Here is a 16,116-nt window from a genome sequence, read left to right on the forward strand (position 1 = left end):
ATGGAGTTTTACTTTGACCTTTGCAGAAATCGTCACCGGTGGCCGCGCCGCGTTTCTTGCAACGCTCCTGGCTGCGGGCCTGGCCCTGCCGGCGCCAGGCGCCCTGGCGCAGACCACCGACAGGCCCTCGGCCACCGCCGAGGCGGCGAAAAGCAACTGGGCGGTCAATTGCGGCGCGGGCGAAACCGCCGAGGCGCCGCTCGTGTGCCAGATGATGCAGAATGTCGTGGTCCAGGAATCCAACCAGAGGCTGCTGACGGTCGTCATCCGCCCACAAAAGGATTCCCCCAATCACACCCTGACGCTGGCCTTGCCGCACGGCGTCGATTTTCTCAAGGGCGTGGCAGTGGCGGTCGACGACAAGGAGGCGTTCACCGTTCCGGTCCAGACCAGCAATCCGCAGGGGGCGTTTTCGAACCTGCCGATCAGCGACGAGCTGCTGGCCGAGCTGAAGGCCGGCACCACGATCACGTTCAATTTCCAGTCCGTCTCCGGGCAGAGCTTCTCGGTGCCTATCAGCCTGGCCGGTTTTTCAACCGCCTATGAAAAACTGACCGCCAGCTAACAGCGATGAGCGACGAGATCAGGGGCGAATTCAGGAACCGGAGCTTCTTCGCCAAGAGCGTCGCGCTGGACGGATCCTCGTTCCGGGACTGCGTGTTTTCAAGATGCGCGATGATCTATTCCGGCGGCGAGATCCCGGCGATGTCGGGATGCCGGTTCGACGATTGCACCTGGCAGTTCGGCGGCGAAGCGGCCAACACGATCGCCTTCCTGTCGGGCATGTATCAGGGCGGGTTCGACCGGCTGATCGAGGCGACGTTCCACGAGATCCGCCGCGGCGCGCTGATCAGCCAGAAGGCCGCGCCCGAGCCGAAGGCCGCAGATGCGCAGGGCCCCGCTCGCTTTCTCAAACCCTTGCGGATCTTCCGCGTCCCCAAACAGGAGCAGTGACCATGATCGCCGAGCTGACCGCCGCGCATTTCGAGCCGCTTCGGGATCAGGCCTTCACGCTGACTTCAGTGGAACCGCCCCTGTCGCTGCGGCTGATCGAGGTGCAGCGCACGGGCAAGGGCGAGCGGGCCGGCGGGGCGTTCTCGCTGCTGTGGCAGTCCGGCGACGGCGCCGTCCTGCCGCAAGGCATCTATGCCATCTCCAATGATGCGCTGGGCGAGATCGAGCTGTTCATCGTGCCGGTCGGGCGGGCCGACGGGGGCATCCAGTACCAGGCGGTGTTCACCTGATCCCCCGCAAGGGCGCTGGCGAGACGTCCCTCAGGGCGTCGCCGCCGCCGGCGGATGCCACTGGAGCAGGTCGTAGACGCCCTTGTCCTCGACCGTCTCGAAGCCCAGGCGCTTGTAGAGCCGCATCGCCGGATTTTCCTTCTCGACATGGATGCTGACCGCCCGCGCGCGGCGGCCCGCCTCGTCGAGGATGTCGCGCAGCAGCGCTGACCCCAGCCCCTGCCCGCGCGCCGCCGGCATCAGCGCGATGTCGATGATGCGGTGCTGGCTCGTCCAGTGTTCGAGATAAAGCCGCCCCAGCGGCGCGCCATCCCGTTCGATGACCAGCCACAGGGCGTCCGGATAGTGCTTGAGATAATGGCTGTGCTGGGCCTCGAACTGCATGGCGAGAAACGCCGACTTCTGCTCACTGCTCCAGGGCAGCGGCGCCAGTTCGTCGGCGCGGGTGGAGGCGTAGAGGCGGAACAGGAAGCCCATGTCCTCCGTAGTCACCGGGCGGAAGGTGAGGCCCGCAGCCGCGGCAAGGGAATAGTGCGGGAGGCCGGGCCGGGAGACCGCCCGGTCCTCCGTGTCGGAAGGGCCGGAAAGCCGGGCGACGGTCATGGCCGTTCCGGGCAACGCCGCGCCTGCCGGAGGTTGCGTCTGTGCACCTGCCTCATGATCCCTGTGCTCCCCCGTGTGATGCCGCGCCGGCGCTCAGCCCCGCGATGGGTACATGCCCTGCAGCGCGATGATGAAGGCCAGCGTCAGATAGGGCTGCATGTTGTTGTGCGCCATGTTGCCGCCGGCGGGCTGCACCACCCTGGGATCGAAACTTGTGTTGACGACGGTTCCATAGGCCTGCTGGCTGGGCGCGGCGGGAATGTTGCCCGCCGGCGCCGCATCGGCGGCGATGGTGGTGCGGCCCTGGGGCTGGGCAGTGACCGCATGGGTGTGCATGGGGATCTGGCTCGTTGTCAGGGTGACGGAGGGCGTGCCGGCGCTTTCGCCCAGATCGTGAAGGCTCAGTCCCGGCCCTTGCCCCGGATGCATCGGCGCCCTGCCCTGCAGATCGGGCAATTGCATGGTGACCCTGCCATCGCCGCCATAGATCACTCCGATCAGGGAGAACAGGCTCGTGTTCTGCGAGATCGGCATGATCTGCCCGTCGCACAGCGCCCAGCCGTGGGGAGCGAAATTTCCGGCGAAGATGCGGATTTCGGCAAGGAAGGGTTCCGACATTTTGACCTCCTGGAGGATCCGCCCGGGAGCGCCGCCTGGCGCGTCGGACGAAGATTTTCAGTTCCGTGATCAGCTCTGTGTCGGATAGATCCCGAACAGCGAGATGATGAAATTCACGCACAGATACGGCATCATGTTCTCGTGCGGCTGGCTGCCGCCGGCGGCGCCGAGCGCCTGACCGCTCATCGGTCCGGTTACCGATCCGACCGGGCTGTAGAGAGCGGAGGAGGCGGTGGCGGGCGCCACGTCCTTGGGGGAAGACTTGCCTCCTGCGCCGCTCTCCGCCAGCACTCCGTGATTGTGGCTCGGCAGTTGCGGGATGATCAGCGTCTCCTCTTCGGAGCCCCCTACCTGGCCGATCTGGCGCGGCGAAAGGCCCGGCCCCTGCCCGACATGGAGCGGCAGTCGCCCGCGGAGGTCCGGCAGGGCGAAGGTGACGATGCCGTCGCCGCCATACACCGTGCCCAGCAGCGCATACAGGGCATCGTTGTTGGCGATGGGCATCAACTGGCCGTTGCAGAACGCCCAGTTGAGCGGGGCGAATGTCCCGGCGAACATACGGATTTCACCAATATAAGGGTCCGACATGCCGGCCTCCTAGGTGCGGGATGGGAAAACGCCCTGCAGCGCGATGCAAAAATTCAACGCGAGAAAGGGCTGGAGGTTGGGATGCGCCTGCTGGCCTCCGGCGCCGGCGATCATCTGCGGCGCCATCGCCACCGGGTTCGCCAACGCGGCATAGGGAACCTGCGCCGCGTTGTCGGCAAACACCGAATTTGCGGGATTTGCCCCCGTCGCGGCATCAGCCGACGCATTCATCGCGTGGGTGTGCGCGGCCATTTCCGACGGGGTGAGCGTGTGGGTTTCCTCGCCGCCCCGCTGGCCCAGATTGAAGCTGCCGCCGATGTTCGACGTGCCCATGTGGAGCGGCGCGCGTCCGCGCAGGTCGGGCAAGGCGAAGGTGGTGACGCCGTCCCCGCCATAGACGGTCCCGAGAATGGAAAACAGGCCCTGGTTCTGGCGGATCGGCAGGATCTGACCGTTGCACAGCGCCCAGCCCTTGGGCGGGAAATTGAAGCCGAAGATCCTTACTTCGGCCAGATACGGCTCTGCCATTCCCCTCTCCCCTTCAACAGACATGTGTATGCATAAATACAAACGGACAACGTCGCAGCACTCGCGCTAGTTTACCGCAATAATACAAGTAATACGCCGAATTCACGTCTAATTTTGATTTTATTTTTCGAATTTATACATCATTTCTCGAAAGAAACAAATGCTTATTCAAGCACAATTAGGATAACTACACCTATTTGCCAGCGTTTCGCCCGCCCTCCCCGGCGGAGCGTCTGTCATGTCGCCCGCCATCAGGGGACGAGCCTGCACGCCACGGCGCTGGTGTAGCGGGGGTTCGCAGCATCCCACGCGCCAGCAATCAATGGGCTTCCGGATGCGGAGCTGTTGTTGGCCTGGAGATAGGCCACAACGTCGGCCGGCGTCGGATTGGGGTTTCCGATCCCGACGATACCCATCATGTTGCTGCCGGACGCGCTGAGAACCAACAGGCCGTAATTGCCGTCGGAAGCACTGGTTGCGACGGAGTTGTTCCTGATGTCGAAGCAGGTGGTCGACGCCGCCCCGCTTGCCGTCGGGAACAGGATGTAGATTGCCTCCGCTTCCAGGGCGGTCGTATCCTGGTTGACGACGGTATTGTTGAGAATGGTGCCATCGAGCAGCGCACCCTCCTGACCCCAGATGAATATGCCGCGGGGATTGCCGCTTGTCGGTTCGGACAGAAGAATATTGTTGTTCTGTATGTTCAGGATGAAATCCCCGCCCTGGGTCGCCTCGACATGGACCCCCATGACGGCATGGGACGTCTGACCCGAGCGAATGTAATTGCCGGTGATGTCGGCCGTGGCCGTGAAGGTGGGCGTCGATGCGAGGCGGTTGAGGACGCCGATGGCGGCCGAATTGCCGAACTGGGCCGTGAAATAATTGCCGCCCTGGCTCGGCGTGATACGGTTGCCCGCCACCGTCAGGTCGATCGTGCCGCCCAGCGCGGTGGAGCTGGCCGCGACGCCCAGGCCCACGCCACTGATTATGTTGTTGCCGGTCACCGCGCTCGCCACCGCAGTGGCGCCGGTCAACGACCCGTGGATGGTGCCGCCATTGGCGAGCAGAGCGACGCCATAGGTCTGGGTGCCCGACAGCGCCGGCGTGTCGGAGATCGTGTTGACGCCCACGGATGTGTTGAGCACGAGATTGAGATTGGCCGTGCCCGACGCCGTGGCATAGATGCCGGCCAGACCGAAATCGTTGATCGTGCTGTTGGAGATCGTCAGCGTGTCCGGATTCGCGCTCGCCGTGGCATTGGTGAGCGTGATGCCGTTGCTGGCGGAATTCTGGATCGTGATGCCGCTGAAGACGTTGGAGCTGCCGAACAGCCCGGTGATGCCGATGCCGTGGGCGCCGGCATTCTGCACCGTGGCGCCCGCCACGCGTACATTGGTGACATTCGACATGGTGATGCCGTTGCCCACCGAGTTGGTGAGCATGACATTGCCGATGCCGCCCAGCGTGGTGCCCGTCAACGTCACCGTGCCGCCGGCATTGCTCGAGGACAGGAGCGGCCGGACCGAATCGATACCCGCCGGCGCGGAAATCACCGACGAGCCGCCGCTGATCGTGGTGAACGAGAAATTGCCCTGGGTGCCGGATGCGGTCAGGCCGAAGGCTGCGACATCGACCGCCGAATCGCCAGAGGCAAAGGACAACAGCACCTGACCGGAATCGAGCGCGAACGAGCTGGCGGCGAGATCGATCGTGTTTTGCGAACCGTTGAGGGTCGTGTCGACCAGCATGATGACCTGGGCGCTCGACAGCGCGGCATTGGCCATCGAGCCGGCCTGGGCGACGCTGCTGCCGTTGTTGGCGACGTTCTGGGTCTGGTCGACATAATAGACGCTGATCGAACTGGCGAGATTGGAGGTGTTGCCGGTAAAATTGACATCGTCGAAGTCGTAGGTGCCGCCCGCCGGCAGGCCGGTGCCGTTGTCGTTGATCGGCGTGACCGCAGAGATCGAGGAGCTTGCCGGCGTTCCATCGCCATCGCCGAAGGTGAAGGTGAGGCTGGTGCCCGAGGACATCAGCACGCCGGTGTTCACCCCGGCGATCGTCGCGCCGTTGACATTGGAGCTGGGCTGGCCGAAGCGCACCGCCGCGGCCCCGGCGGCGCCGACCAGGTTGATGCCGGTGGTGCCTGCCGCCACCGTGCTGGTCAGGTCGAAATCGGTCACCGTCACCGTGCTGTTGATCGTCGCCGAGGACAGGTCCACGCCGGTGGAGGCGGCCTGCAGGGCGATGTCGAGGTCGGAGATCGAGATGGCGCCGCCAATGACGCCTGAAATGTCGAGGCCGACCGCGCCGGGATTGGTGATCGTCGTTGAGCCGTTGAAATTGACGGAGCCGGCATTGCCGGCGATCGAAATCGCGGTGCCGGTGACGTTGGTCAGCGACGTCGTGCCGGTGAACTGGATGGCGCCGCCGGTGTTGCCGCTGATGGCGATGCCGCTGGTGCCGCCGGTGGCGGTGACGCCGCCCGAGAACGTCACCGTTCCGCCCGAGTTTGCGGCAAGGCTGATGCCGCTGCCCCCGGACATCGACACCGTGTCCGAGAACGTGATGGTGCCGCCGGTGCGGTTCTGCACGTCGACCGCCAGCCCCGTGGCGTTGGTGATGGCCGCGGCGATCGTGATGGACCCGTTGCCGCCATTGACCCGGACAGCCGGCCCGGTGGCCGTGCCGATGGTGCTGGCGGCGCCATTGATGGCAACCGTATTGCTGCCGGGCGCGATGTGAATGCCCGCATCGCCCGCGCCGCTGATGGTGACGAGATCGAAGGTCACGGCGCCGTTCTGGCCGGTCAGCGAGATGCCGGATTGGGCCGTGCCGGAGATCGCCGCGCTGGCGAAGGTGAAGGTGGCGGCGGACCCGTTGGAGATCTGGATGCCCGCACCGGCGCTGCCCGCCACCGTCACGTTGCCGCCCGAGAAAACATTGCCCGCACCATCGACATTGTCGAGATCGATGGCATTGCCGACCGTGATCCCCGAAGATGCCAGCGTCTGGAAGCTGACGCCGCCCGAGCCGACCGTGACGCCGGTCCAGCCCAGAATCCTGCCGGTGGCGGTGTTGATGGTGTTGCCGGCGCCCGTGACGTTGATGGTGCCGCTGTCGGCGGTGAAGCCGACGCCGGTCGAGGTATCTATGTCGAGCCCGCCACCGGTAAAGTTGATGGTGGCGCCCGCGCTGTTGACCACCTGAACGGCCGCGGCAGTCCCCGTCGACGTGTTCACGGTCTTGGTGGCGCCCGAGAACGTGTAGGCGCCGCCGCTCGTGTTGCTGACACTGATATCCGTCGTCGAACCGGTCAGGGACAGGTTACCCTGGAAATCGACAGTGCCGCCGGTGTTGTTGCCGATCGCGATGCCGCCGCTCGTCCCGGTCGCTGTGACCGTTCCGGTCAGGGTGGCGGATCCGCCGCTGCGATTGATGACGCTCACCGCCTGCAGGCCGTTGGCATTGGCGACATTGGCGGCGATCGAGATCGTCCCGCTTCCGCCGTTCAGCAGAATGCCGTTGCCTGTCTGGGTCGTGGTCCCGCCGATAGCGCCGCCATTGACGTTCACAATGCCCGAACTGCCGATGAACAGGCCGGTGACGCCGCCGTCGATGTCGACTGAGGTGAAGGTCGTCGTGCCGGTGACGGATTCCAGCCTTATGCCCGAGCCGCCAGCCCCATCGATGGTCGCCAGGCCGAAGTTGAAGATCGCCGACGATCCGCCGGAGATCTCGATGCCGTCGCTCGTGCCGCCCGAGGTGCCGTTGACCGACACGGCGCCGCCACTGAACGTGGCGCCGTTGACATTGACCAGGCTGATGGCGTCGGCCGCCACCGTACCCGACGAGGCCAGCGTGGTGAAGTTGACGCCTCCGGCGCCGACCGTGACGCCGTTCCAGCCGAGGATCTGGCCCGTGGTGGTGTTGATCCTGTTGCCGGCGCTCGAGATGTTGATGGTGCCGCCGCCGGAGGCGGTGAACCCGGCGCCGGAGGTGGTGTCGATCTCGAGCCCATCATTGGTGAAACTGACCGTCGAGCCGCTGTTGCTGGAAAGCTGCACGGCTGCCTGCGCGCCGGTGCTGATCACCTTGGTGGCGCCGGAGAAGGTGAAGGCGGCGCCGGCGACGCTGTTGCTGATCGACAGGCCGGCCGCCGCGGAACTGGTGATCGACAGGGCGCCGGTCAGGTTCACCGTGCCGCCGACGCCGTTGAACACCATGCCGCTTCCGGTGCTGGCGGTCGACCGCGTCATCGTCGCGTTGAGGTTGAGCGTGGTCTGCGAGATGTCGAACACGGCGCGATTGTTGGTCTCGATATTGCCCGCGGTCGTGGTGCCGATGGTGAGCGTGCCGGCGTTGCTGGCGAGGATGCCCGCGCCATTGTTGGCGGTTATGCGGCTGACCGAGGCGAAGGTGAAGGCGCCGGTGTTGGTCACGAGCCGGATGCCGCCGCCGCTCTCGCCCGCGTCGTCATGGTCGAGGGTGGTGCTGCCGAAATTGATGCCGCCCGCACCCGCCGTCGTGCCGGAGATGTCGACCGCATAGGTGTCGTTGCCAAGGGCGTTGTTGGTGAACAGGCTGCCGGTGGTGATCGCCAGCGTGCCGCCATTGCTGACCAGCGCCTGCCCGCCGGCGGCGCCCGCCCCGCGCTGATCGTCATTGTAGACCAGGTTGGCGAGCGTGATCGACGAGCTGGCATGGTTGCCGGTGAAGACGAAGCCGTCGCCCACCGTGGCGCCGGCGGCCGCCCCGTTGCGGACCTCGGTCTGGCCCTGGAAGGAGGCCGCGAAGCTCGAGGTCGCGTTGGCAATGCTGACGCCGGCCGCCGTCGGGTTGAAGATGTTGACATTGCCGGTGACGGTGAAGGACGCCGAGTTGCCGTCGAGCCTTATGCCGTAGGCCGCATTGTCGGCGACGCCGATGGCCCCGACGTCAACCGTGCCGAGCGTGACGGCCGCCGAGGACCCCGACATGTAGATGCCGCTGCCGGTGGCCCGGCTGATGCTGGTGGCCGTCGCCGAAAAGACCCCTGCGCCGCCCACGGTGTCGAGGCGGATCGCGTCGCCGGTCACCGACCCGGAGGCCGCGAGCGTGTCGAAGGCGACATTGCCGGCGCCGATATTGACGCCGGCCCAGCCCAGGATCTGGCCGGTCGTGGTGTTGATCGAGGTGTTGGCGCCGGTGACCGAGATCGTCGCGCCGCCCGACGCCGTGAAGCCGGCGCCTGACGTGGTGTCAATGTCGAGATTGCCGGTGAAATTGACGGTGGCGCCGGTGTTGTTGAGCAGCCGGACACCGGTATCGCCGCCGGTGTTGAGCGTGACGGCGCCGGAGAAGGTGGTCGTCCCGCCGCTGTTGCTTTCGATATTGATGCCCGTTGCGCCCAGCCCGGTATAGGCGATTTCGCCGGAGAAGGTGACCGTTGAGCCCGTCCGCGACGCCACATAGACGGCCTCGCCGACACCGCTCTTGGTGATGTTGGCGGCAATGCTGATCGCGCCGTTGCCGCCATTGATCCAGACGCCCCGGCCACCCGACACGTTGACCGTGCCGCCGTTGACGTTCACCGCTCCGTTGCCAACCGTGTAGATGCCGCTCTGGCTGGCGGAAATATTGACCGTCGTGAAGGTGACGGCGCCGGCAAACTGGCTGGCAATTGCTGCGCCGGTTGCCACATTGGCAATGGTCGCGCTGTCGAAGGCGATCGTTCCGGCCGTGCCGCCGAGAAGGATCGCGTTCGCCCCGGCGCCGCCGAGGACCGACACGGCGCCGCCCGAAAGGGCCCCCGCATCGAGGTCAAGGGAAATGGCATGGCCGGACACCAGGCCGGATGCGGTGAGCGTGTCGAAATTGATGCCGGCGGCGCCGGCCCGCAGGTTTTCCACATTGATCAGCCGGCCAGTGGTCGTGGTGATCGACGTGGTGGCGGCAGCCAGGGCCTGGAGCGTCACCGTCGAGCCGCCGAGGCCCTGGACGTCGAGACCTGTGCCGGAGCTTGTGGCGATGGCGAGGTCATGCGTGAAATCGAGGGTCAGCGTGCTGGGGGTGGAGAAATCCAGGTCGACGCCGCCGCCGGCCGTGGCGCTGTTGTCGATGGTGGTCCCGCCGAAACTGAACGTGCCGGTCGAATCGATGATGCGGATGGCGGCGCCGCTCGAGCCGTTGACGCTGAAGGTGGAGATCGTCAGCGCGTTGCCACCCGCACCGCCGGATGCATTGCCCGCCTCGACGAAGACACCGTTGGTGCCGCCGGCGGCGGTGACCGTGGCGAATGCCAGGTTCATCGTCAGCGGATCGAGGAACAGCGCGGTCCCGCCGGTGGTGTCGACCGTGCCGCCCGTATTGTCCAGGTGGAAGGTGGTGGCGGCGCCCTTGGTGTTGACCTCGAGGCCGGTGTTGCCGGTGTTGAAGATGGTGAGCGTGGCGAAGCCGAGATTGCCGGTCGTGTTGATCAGGGACAGGCCCTTGCCGCTCACGCGCGCGCCGGCGCCCTGGCCGATGACCAACGCGCCAGCTGTCAGTTGCGCGCCCGCGCCATTGCCGTCCGCATCGACCGACGAGAAGGTGACCCCGCCGGCAATGTTGTTGCCGATCACCGTGTTGTCGACGAACGAGCGGATGCCGATGGAACTGGTGGTGGCCGAGGCATTCTGGCCGGTGATCTCGACTGTCTGGCCGGCGGAGCCACGTTCGAAGGTGGTGGTGTCGATGCTCAGCAGCAGTCTGTCGGCGGCCACCGCGCCGGTCTCGTCGACATCGAGCGCCTGGCCGGTGGAGCGGACGAAATTGGCGCCGATCATGGTGACCGTGAGCACGCCGGCGCCCGAGGAATCGATATCGAGGCCGATCCCGGCCACGTCGGCGGTGTCGCCATTGCCGCCCGACCCCATGACGATGTTGGACAACGCCACCGTGCGCGACAGGCCGTCGGTGTTGAGGATGCGGATGCCCGCGCCGGTGATGTCGTCGGCCAGGCCGGTCGCCGCGGCGCCCAGCGTCAGGTCGGAGATCGTGACAGCCGCGTTCTGGATGAAGACGCCCTCGCCGCCGGTGCTGTCGATCGTGTTTGTGCCGGTGAGCGTGACCGAGCCGAGCCCGTCATTGTCCTCGACATACACCCCGGCCGAACCGGCATTCGCGCCGGTGCCGTTGATGTCGATATTGGTGGCGGTGACGGTCGCGTCGGAACGGAAATACTCGATGCCGCGCCCGAGTGCCGCGCCGGCATTGACCAGGATCGAAGAGGTGGCGCCGGCGTGGCCGACCGCGACCGTGCCGGTGCTGTCGCCGAGGAAGCCTATGCCCATGCCGCGGACATTGAGCTGGAGGCCGGCGCCGGCGGTGCCGATGTTGACCGCGCCGTGCGCCCCGTCGAACAGGAGGCCGTAATGGGCGTCGTCGATGCTCACGCCATTGGCGCCGGTGCCGATATTGATCGTCGACGTGGTGGTGCCGGTGGCGCGGAGGCCGGCGAAGGCCGCGGTGTTGGTGGAGTTGATGTCGAGGTTGGAGATGGTGAGCGCGCCGGCCATGCCCAGATCGGCGATCGAGACCACGTCGGTCGTGGTCGCGCCCGACCGGTTGAACGTCGCGCTCTGGACCAGGATGCCGCCGGCGCCGGAGACGGAAGCGAGCCTCATGCCGGCGTCATCGCCGCTGGAGCTCAGATTGGCGATGGTGAGGCCGCCCGCGCCGATCGCCACCGACGCAAGGTCGAGCCCCATGCCCGCGGCATTGGCGATCGTGTTCGTGCCCGTCGCGGTGCCGGTGAGGCTGCCGCCGCCGGCGCCGTTCAGGCGCAGGCCGCGCGTGAGCGTCAGGTCGGAGAAATCGAAGGTCGAGGCGCCCGCGGTGGTGGCGAAGTCGATGGCGTCGCCGCCGGCGCCGCCGCCGATGCTGCTGGAGCGGACGATGACGTTGACGCCCGCGCCGAAGCTGGCGTTGAGGCCATCGCCGGCGCCGCCATTGGCGATAATGACGCTCTGGATCGAGGCTTTGCCCGCCAGCGAGACCGTGTGGCTGGCGCCGGTGGTGGTGATGGTCGCGAGCCCTGCGCCGGCGACGCCGGCTCCGGTGATGACGGTGCCGTTGTTGATATTGGTGAACGAGAAACTTCCCGGCGCGCCGGAGGTGAGGCCGGAGACCAGCGGATTGACGTCGATCGACTGGCCGTTGACGAGGCCGATCAGCGCCTGGTTGTCGTCGATGCTGAGCGTGTTGACCGTTCCGCTGAGGTCGATGACCGAGCCGGCCACGCCCGCATTGTCGATCGCCACCAGCACATTGACATTGGCGGCCGCGGCCTGCGCGGCGGTGCCGGGATCGGCGAAGGTGCCTGCGCCCGCCGTCCCCTCCTCGTCGAAGACGAAGTAGGACGCGCCCCCGGAAATGTTGGCGACGCCGCTGGCGTTGAAATCGATGTCGCGGAAATTGTAGGCGCCCAGCGTCGGCAGCACGCCGCTGATGGCGGTGGTGGCGTGGATGTCGGAGGCGACCAGGTCGCCGCTGGTGCCGTTGCCGTCACCGAGGATGAAGGACAGCTCGGTCGAGCCATTCACCTGCACGCCGACGGCAAGCATGTTGGCGGCCGTGCCGAGGGTGGCGTTCTCGCCGCCATTGGTGTTGGTGTTGCCCAGTTGCACCGTGCCGGTTCCGGTGGTCCCGGCCAGGTTGACGCCGATCGTGCCGGTGGAACTCGCGCTGGTGACATCGACATCGCCGGCCGTGACATTGGCGTTGAGGATGGCGCCGGACAGGTCGATGCCGGTGGCATTGGCATTGGAGAGGGCGATGTCGAGATCGGCGAAGGACACGGCGCCGGTGATCGTGCCGGACAGGTCGATGCCGCTGCTCGCGGGAATGGCGCCGATATAGGTGCCCGCCACGAGGGGTGCTGCGTTCGGGTTGTTGATCACCGTCGCGCCGAAGGAGATCGCCCCGCTGGTGGAAGTGATGCGGATCGAATCCTCGACCGTGTTGGAGATCGTCGTCGTGCCGCCGACGGTGAAGGCGCCGCTGTTGGCGTTGAGCGAGACGCCGACCGTGGAGCCGCCGGTCGTCCTGTTGGCGGCGGGCGCCGAGGCGATGGTCAGGTCGCCGAATGTGAAGGTTCCGGCGGAGTTGGCGACCGACAGGGCTGTGGCGGTCGTCCGGACAAAAAAGGCCCCCGCAACCTGCGTCGTTTCCGGCGCGGTGATGGTCGTCGCGCCGGTGACGGCGAAGGATCCGGCGTACTGGTTGGCGATCAGGCCGGCGCTCAGCGTGAGGCTCGACAGCGTGATCTCGCCATTGACCACGCCTCCGCCCGTGCCCAGGCGCACGGTGCCGGCGGTGATGGCCCCATCGGCGATGCCGACCGTCAGGCCGGGATTGCCGCTGCCGAGCGACAGGCCGAAATTCACCGCATTGGCGGCGTAACTGCCGAAATCGATGCGACCGCTGTTGGCGCCGGCGGCGCTGTCGAAGAACAGGCCGTGGATGACCGTCTGCCCCGGCGCGCCGGCGGTGAAGGCGCCGCCGTTGACGGCCTGGATGCCGGCGGCGGCGAGGTCGGCATCGAAGGTGACGCCCTGGAACATGACGCCATTGCCGAACGAGGCCGGATCGAAGGTGGCCGTGCTGCCGAGAAGCCTGTTGTTGGCGAAATTGGTGACCGTCGCCAGACCGTTGTTGGCGATCACCCGCACGCCGCTGTCTTCCGTCTGGAAGGTCGAGTTGGAGATCGACACGACGGCGCTGTCGTCGCCGCCGGTGGTCACGACGATGCCGTGTTCGGATTGCGCAATGGTGCTGCCGGTGGCGTCGTGGGTGATGGTCAGATTGTCGACCGTAAGACGAAGCGACCGGGTGGCGGCGCCGTCGTTCTGGATGACGTTGAAGCTGTTCAGGCTGGTGCTGACGGTGGTCGCCAGCGTGCCGCCATTGACGGCGAACGAGCCGCCGAGATTCTGCAGCAGCACCGAGGTCATGTCGGTGTTGGTGGTGGTGAGCTGGTCGAAGGCGAGGTCGACCGCCAGGCCGTTGAGGTTGACCGCCTGGCCGGCCGTCGAGGTGACGCTCTCGTCGCCCGCCGTCGCTGCCAGCGTGACCGTGCCGCCGCCGGAGGCAGCGAAGCCCGTGCCGGTGGTGGTGTCGATGTTCAGGCCGCCGGTGAAGGCGACGCTGCCGGTGCTGGCGGTGAACGCGACGCCGCCGGATGCGCCGGTGTTGAGGGTCACAAGTCCCGAGAATGTCGCCGCGCCGCCGAGCTGGTCGATGACGATGCCCGCGCCGGTCCCGTCGGTTTCCGAGATCGATCCGGCGAAGCTGAAATCGGAAGCGTTCTGGAGGAGATTGACGGCGAATGCCGTGGTCGCGGAGATGGAGCTCGCGGCGTCCACCGTGACGTCGCCGGCGGCAAGGCCCAGCCGGTTGTCGATGCCGGTGGCGGTGTCGGAAATGTCGACGTTGTTGAGCGCGATCGCCGCCTGTGCGCCCAGGATCGACACGCCGGTGCCGGCCCCGCCGACGCCGGAGATGCCGACATTGCTCAGCGTCACCGCGGCCGTAGCGGCGTTGATCAGCACGCCGGTGGCGCCGGTGGAGATGGCGACATTGGCGATCGTGTGGTTGCCGCCCGCGGCGGTGGTGATCACCGAGGTTGCCCCGCCGGCGGTGTTGACGGCCGTGACATCGTTCGAGGTCACGCCGGCAATGTTGAACAGGCCCTCGACATTGGCGGGCTTCAGCACGCCAAGCGAGATCACGTTGCCGCCGTTGAAGCCGTCGAGGTTCTGCCCGGCATCGAGCGTGAAGCCGTCGACGCCGCCCCCCTGAAGGTCGAGCGTGCCGCCGGCGCCGCCGACGAAGACGAAGGTCTGGTCGGTGTCGGCCAGCGCCTCGGCGTCGGCGACACTGATGGTGGCGAGGCTCTGGCTCAGATTGTTGGTGCCCGCCGCCACCAGCCCGCCTGTGAGCGAGACGAAGACCGGCGGGGCGCCGGTGGGGAAATTCGCCGCATCGCCCGCGCCGAAGGCGACATCGTTGAAATCGAAGCTCGAGCCGCCCAGCGTGCCGCCGCCGGCATCGACCGTGAAGGCCCCGGCCTGCGCATTGACGTTGATCGACGAGCCCCGGTCGCTGCCGCTTTCGCCGTCGCCGAAGGTGAACTGGACGGCGGCCGTGGCATTGATCACCACGCCGCGGTGCAGATCGGTGATCGAACTCGACGGTCCCGAACCAGGCGCGGCCTGGCTGCCGAGATTGACGGTCCGGTTGCCCGTGACGCCGGTGAGGTCGACGCCGACCGAGGTGGTCGACGTGTTCGGGCCCGATATCGCCACGGACTGGAAGCTGACGGTCCCGCCCAGCGTCGCGCCGCTGAAATCGATGCCCTTCTGGCCCGCCCCGGCGCCGACATTGGCGATGCTGGTGGCGCCGAAGCTCACAGCGCCGCCGCCGACGCCGGAAAAATCGATGCCCGCCGCGCCGGGGCTCGCGCCCAGCGTGATGGCGGTCGCGCCGAAGCTGATGGCGGCGCCGGTGCCGGTGAGCTGGATGGCATTGTCGGCCGCGCCCGAGACCGTGGTGGCGCCTGAGACCGAGAAGGCGCCGCCGCTGACGCCCGCAAGCGTGACGCCGGTCGAGCCGCTGCCGGCCGAGGACAGGCTGTCGAAGCTGATCCCGCCGGCGCCAATCGCCACGCCGTTGAGGTTGACCGCCTGGCCCGAAGTCGAGGTGACGCTCTCGTCGCCCGCCGTGGCCGCCACCATGACCGTGCCGCCGCCGGAGGCCGAGAAACCCGTGCCGGTGGTGGTGTCGATGTTCAAACCGCCGGTGAAGGCGACGCTGCCGGTGCTGGCGGTGACCGCGACGCCGCCGGATGCGCCGGTGTTGAGCGCGACCGCGCCCGAAAACGCCGCCGCGCCGCTCATTTGGTCGACGACGATGCCCGCGCCCGCCGCGTCGGTTTCCGAAATCGGCCCGGCGAAACTGAAGTCGGAGGCGTTCTGGAGGAGATTGACGGCGATCGTGGTGGTGTTGGTGATCGAGCTCGCCGCGTCGACGGTAACGTCGCCGGCGGCGAGGCCCAGCCGGTTGTCGATGCCGGTGGCGGTGCCGGAAATGTCGACATTGGTGAGCGTGATGCCGGCCTGCGCGCCCAGGATCGACAGGCCGGTGCCGGCCCCGCCGATGCCGGTGACGCCGACATTGCGCAGCGTCACCGCGGCCGTGGCGGCGTTGATCAGCACGCCGGTGGCGCCGGTCGAGATGGCGACATTGGCGATCGTGTGGTTGCCGCCCGCGGCGGTGGTGATCACCGAGGTGGCCCCGCCGGCGGTGTTGACGGTCGTGACATCGTTCGAGGTCACGCCGGCAATGTTGAATGCGCCTTCGATGTTGGCGGGTTTGGCGATGGTCAGCGAGATGGCGTTGCCGCCGTTGAAGCCGTCGAGGTTCTGCCCGGCGTCGAGCGTGAAGCCGTCGACGCCGCCGCCCTGAAGATCGAGCGTGCCGCCGGCGCCGCCGACGAAGACGAAGGTCTGGTCGG

At 67.0% G+C, this 16,116-nt stretch carries 8 protein-coding genes; 3 read left to right on the forward strand and 5 right to left on the reverse strand.

Annotation, left to right across the window (positions count from 1 at the left end; all coding sequences use genetic code 11):
- Positions 1–13: 13 nt before the first annotated feature.
- Genes LL06_RS22745 through LL06_RS22755 form a run of 3 tightly spaced genes read left to right on the forward strand, consistent with a single transcriptional unit; the run spans position 14 to position 1,244 of the window.
- Positions 14–565 carry an invasion associated locus B family protein gene (locus tag LL06_RS22745; protein WP_035532310.1) on the forward strand — a complete coding sequence of 184 codons (552 nt, stop codon included), beginning with the start codon at positions 14–16 and terminating at the stop codon, positions 563–565.
- 5 nt (positions 566–570) lie between these two features.
- Positions 571–954, forward strand: a complete 384-nt coding sequence (locus LL06_RS22750; protein WP_035532312.1) for a hypothetical protein — start codon at positions 571–573, stop codon at positions 952–954.
- A gap of 2 nt (positions 955–956) precedes the next feature.
- Positions 957–1,244 carry a hypothetical protein gene (locus tag LL06_RS22755; RefSeq protein WP_052161844.1) on the forward strand — a complete coding sequence of 96 codons (288 nt, stop codon included), beginning with the start codon at positions 957–959 and terminating at the stop codon, positions 1,242–1,244.
- A 30-nt stretch (positions 1,245–1,274) separates the two neighbouring features.
- On the opposite strand, the gene LL06_RS22760 is transcribed toward LL06_RS22755, so the two are convergent.
- From LL06_RS22760 to LL06_RS27755, 5 genes are all read right to left on the reverse strand, one after another.
- Positions 1,275–1,847 carry a GNAT family N-acetyltransferase gene (locus LL06_RS22760; protein ID WP_035532318.1) on the reverse strand — a complete coding sequence of 191 codons (573 nt, stop codon included), beginning with the start codon at positions 1,845–1,847 and terminating at the stop codon, positions 1,275–1,277.
- Positions 1,848–1,940: 93 nt separating this feature from the next.
- Positions 1,941–2,465: a tail fiber protein gene (locus LL06_RS22765; RefSeq protein WP_035532321.1), complete on the reverse strand. Its 525-nt coding sequence runs from the start codon at positions 2,463–2,465 to the stop codon at positions 1,941–1,943.
- Between the two features lie 69 nt (positions 2,466–2,534).
- On the reverse strand, positions 2,535–3,053 hold the full coding sequence (locus LL06_RS22770) for a tail fiber protein (protein WP_035532324.1): 519 nt from the start codon (positions 3,051–3,053) through the stop codon (positions 2,535–2,537).
- 9 nt (positions 3,054–3,062) lie between these two features.
- Entirely contained in the window at positions 3,063–3,581 is a 519-nt protein-coding gene (locus LL06_RS22775; protein WP_035532327.1) for a tail fiber protein, read from the reverse strand.
- A gap of 251 nt (positions 3,582–3,832) precedes the next feature.
- On the reverse strand, positions 3,833–16,116 hold a 12,284-nt coding region (locus tag LL06_RS27755), incomplete at its 5' end, for an S-layer family protein (protein WP_035532331.1).

This window comes from Hoeflea sp. BAL378 (assembly GCF_000759435.1).
Classification (GTDB): Bacteria; Pseudomonadota; Alphaproteobacteria; order Rhizobiales; family Rhizobiaceae; genus Hoeflea.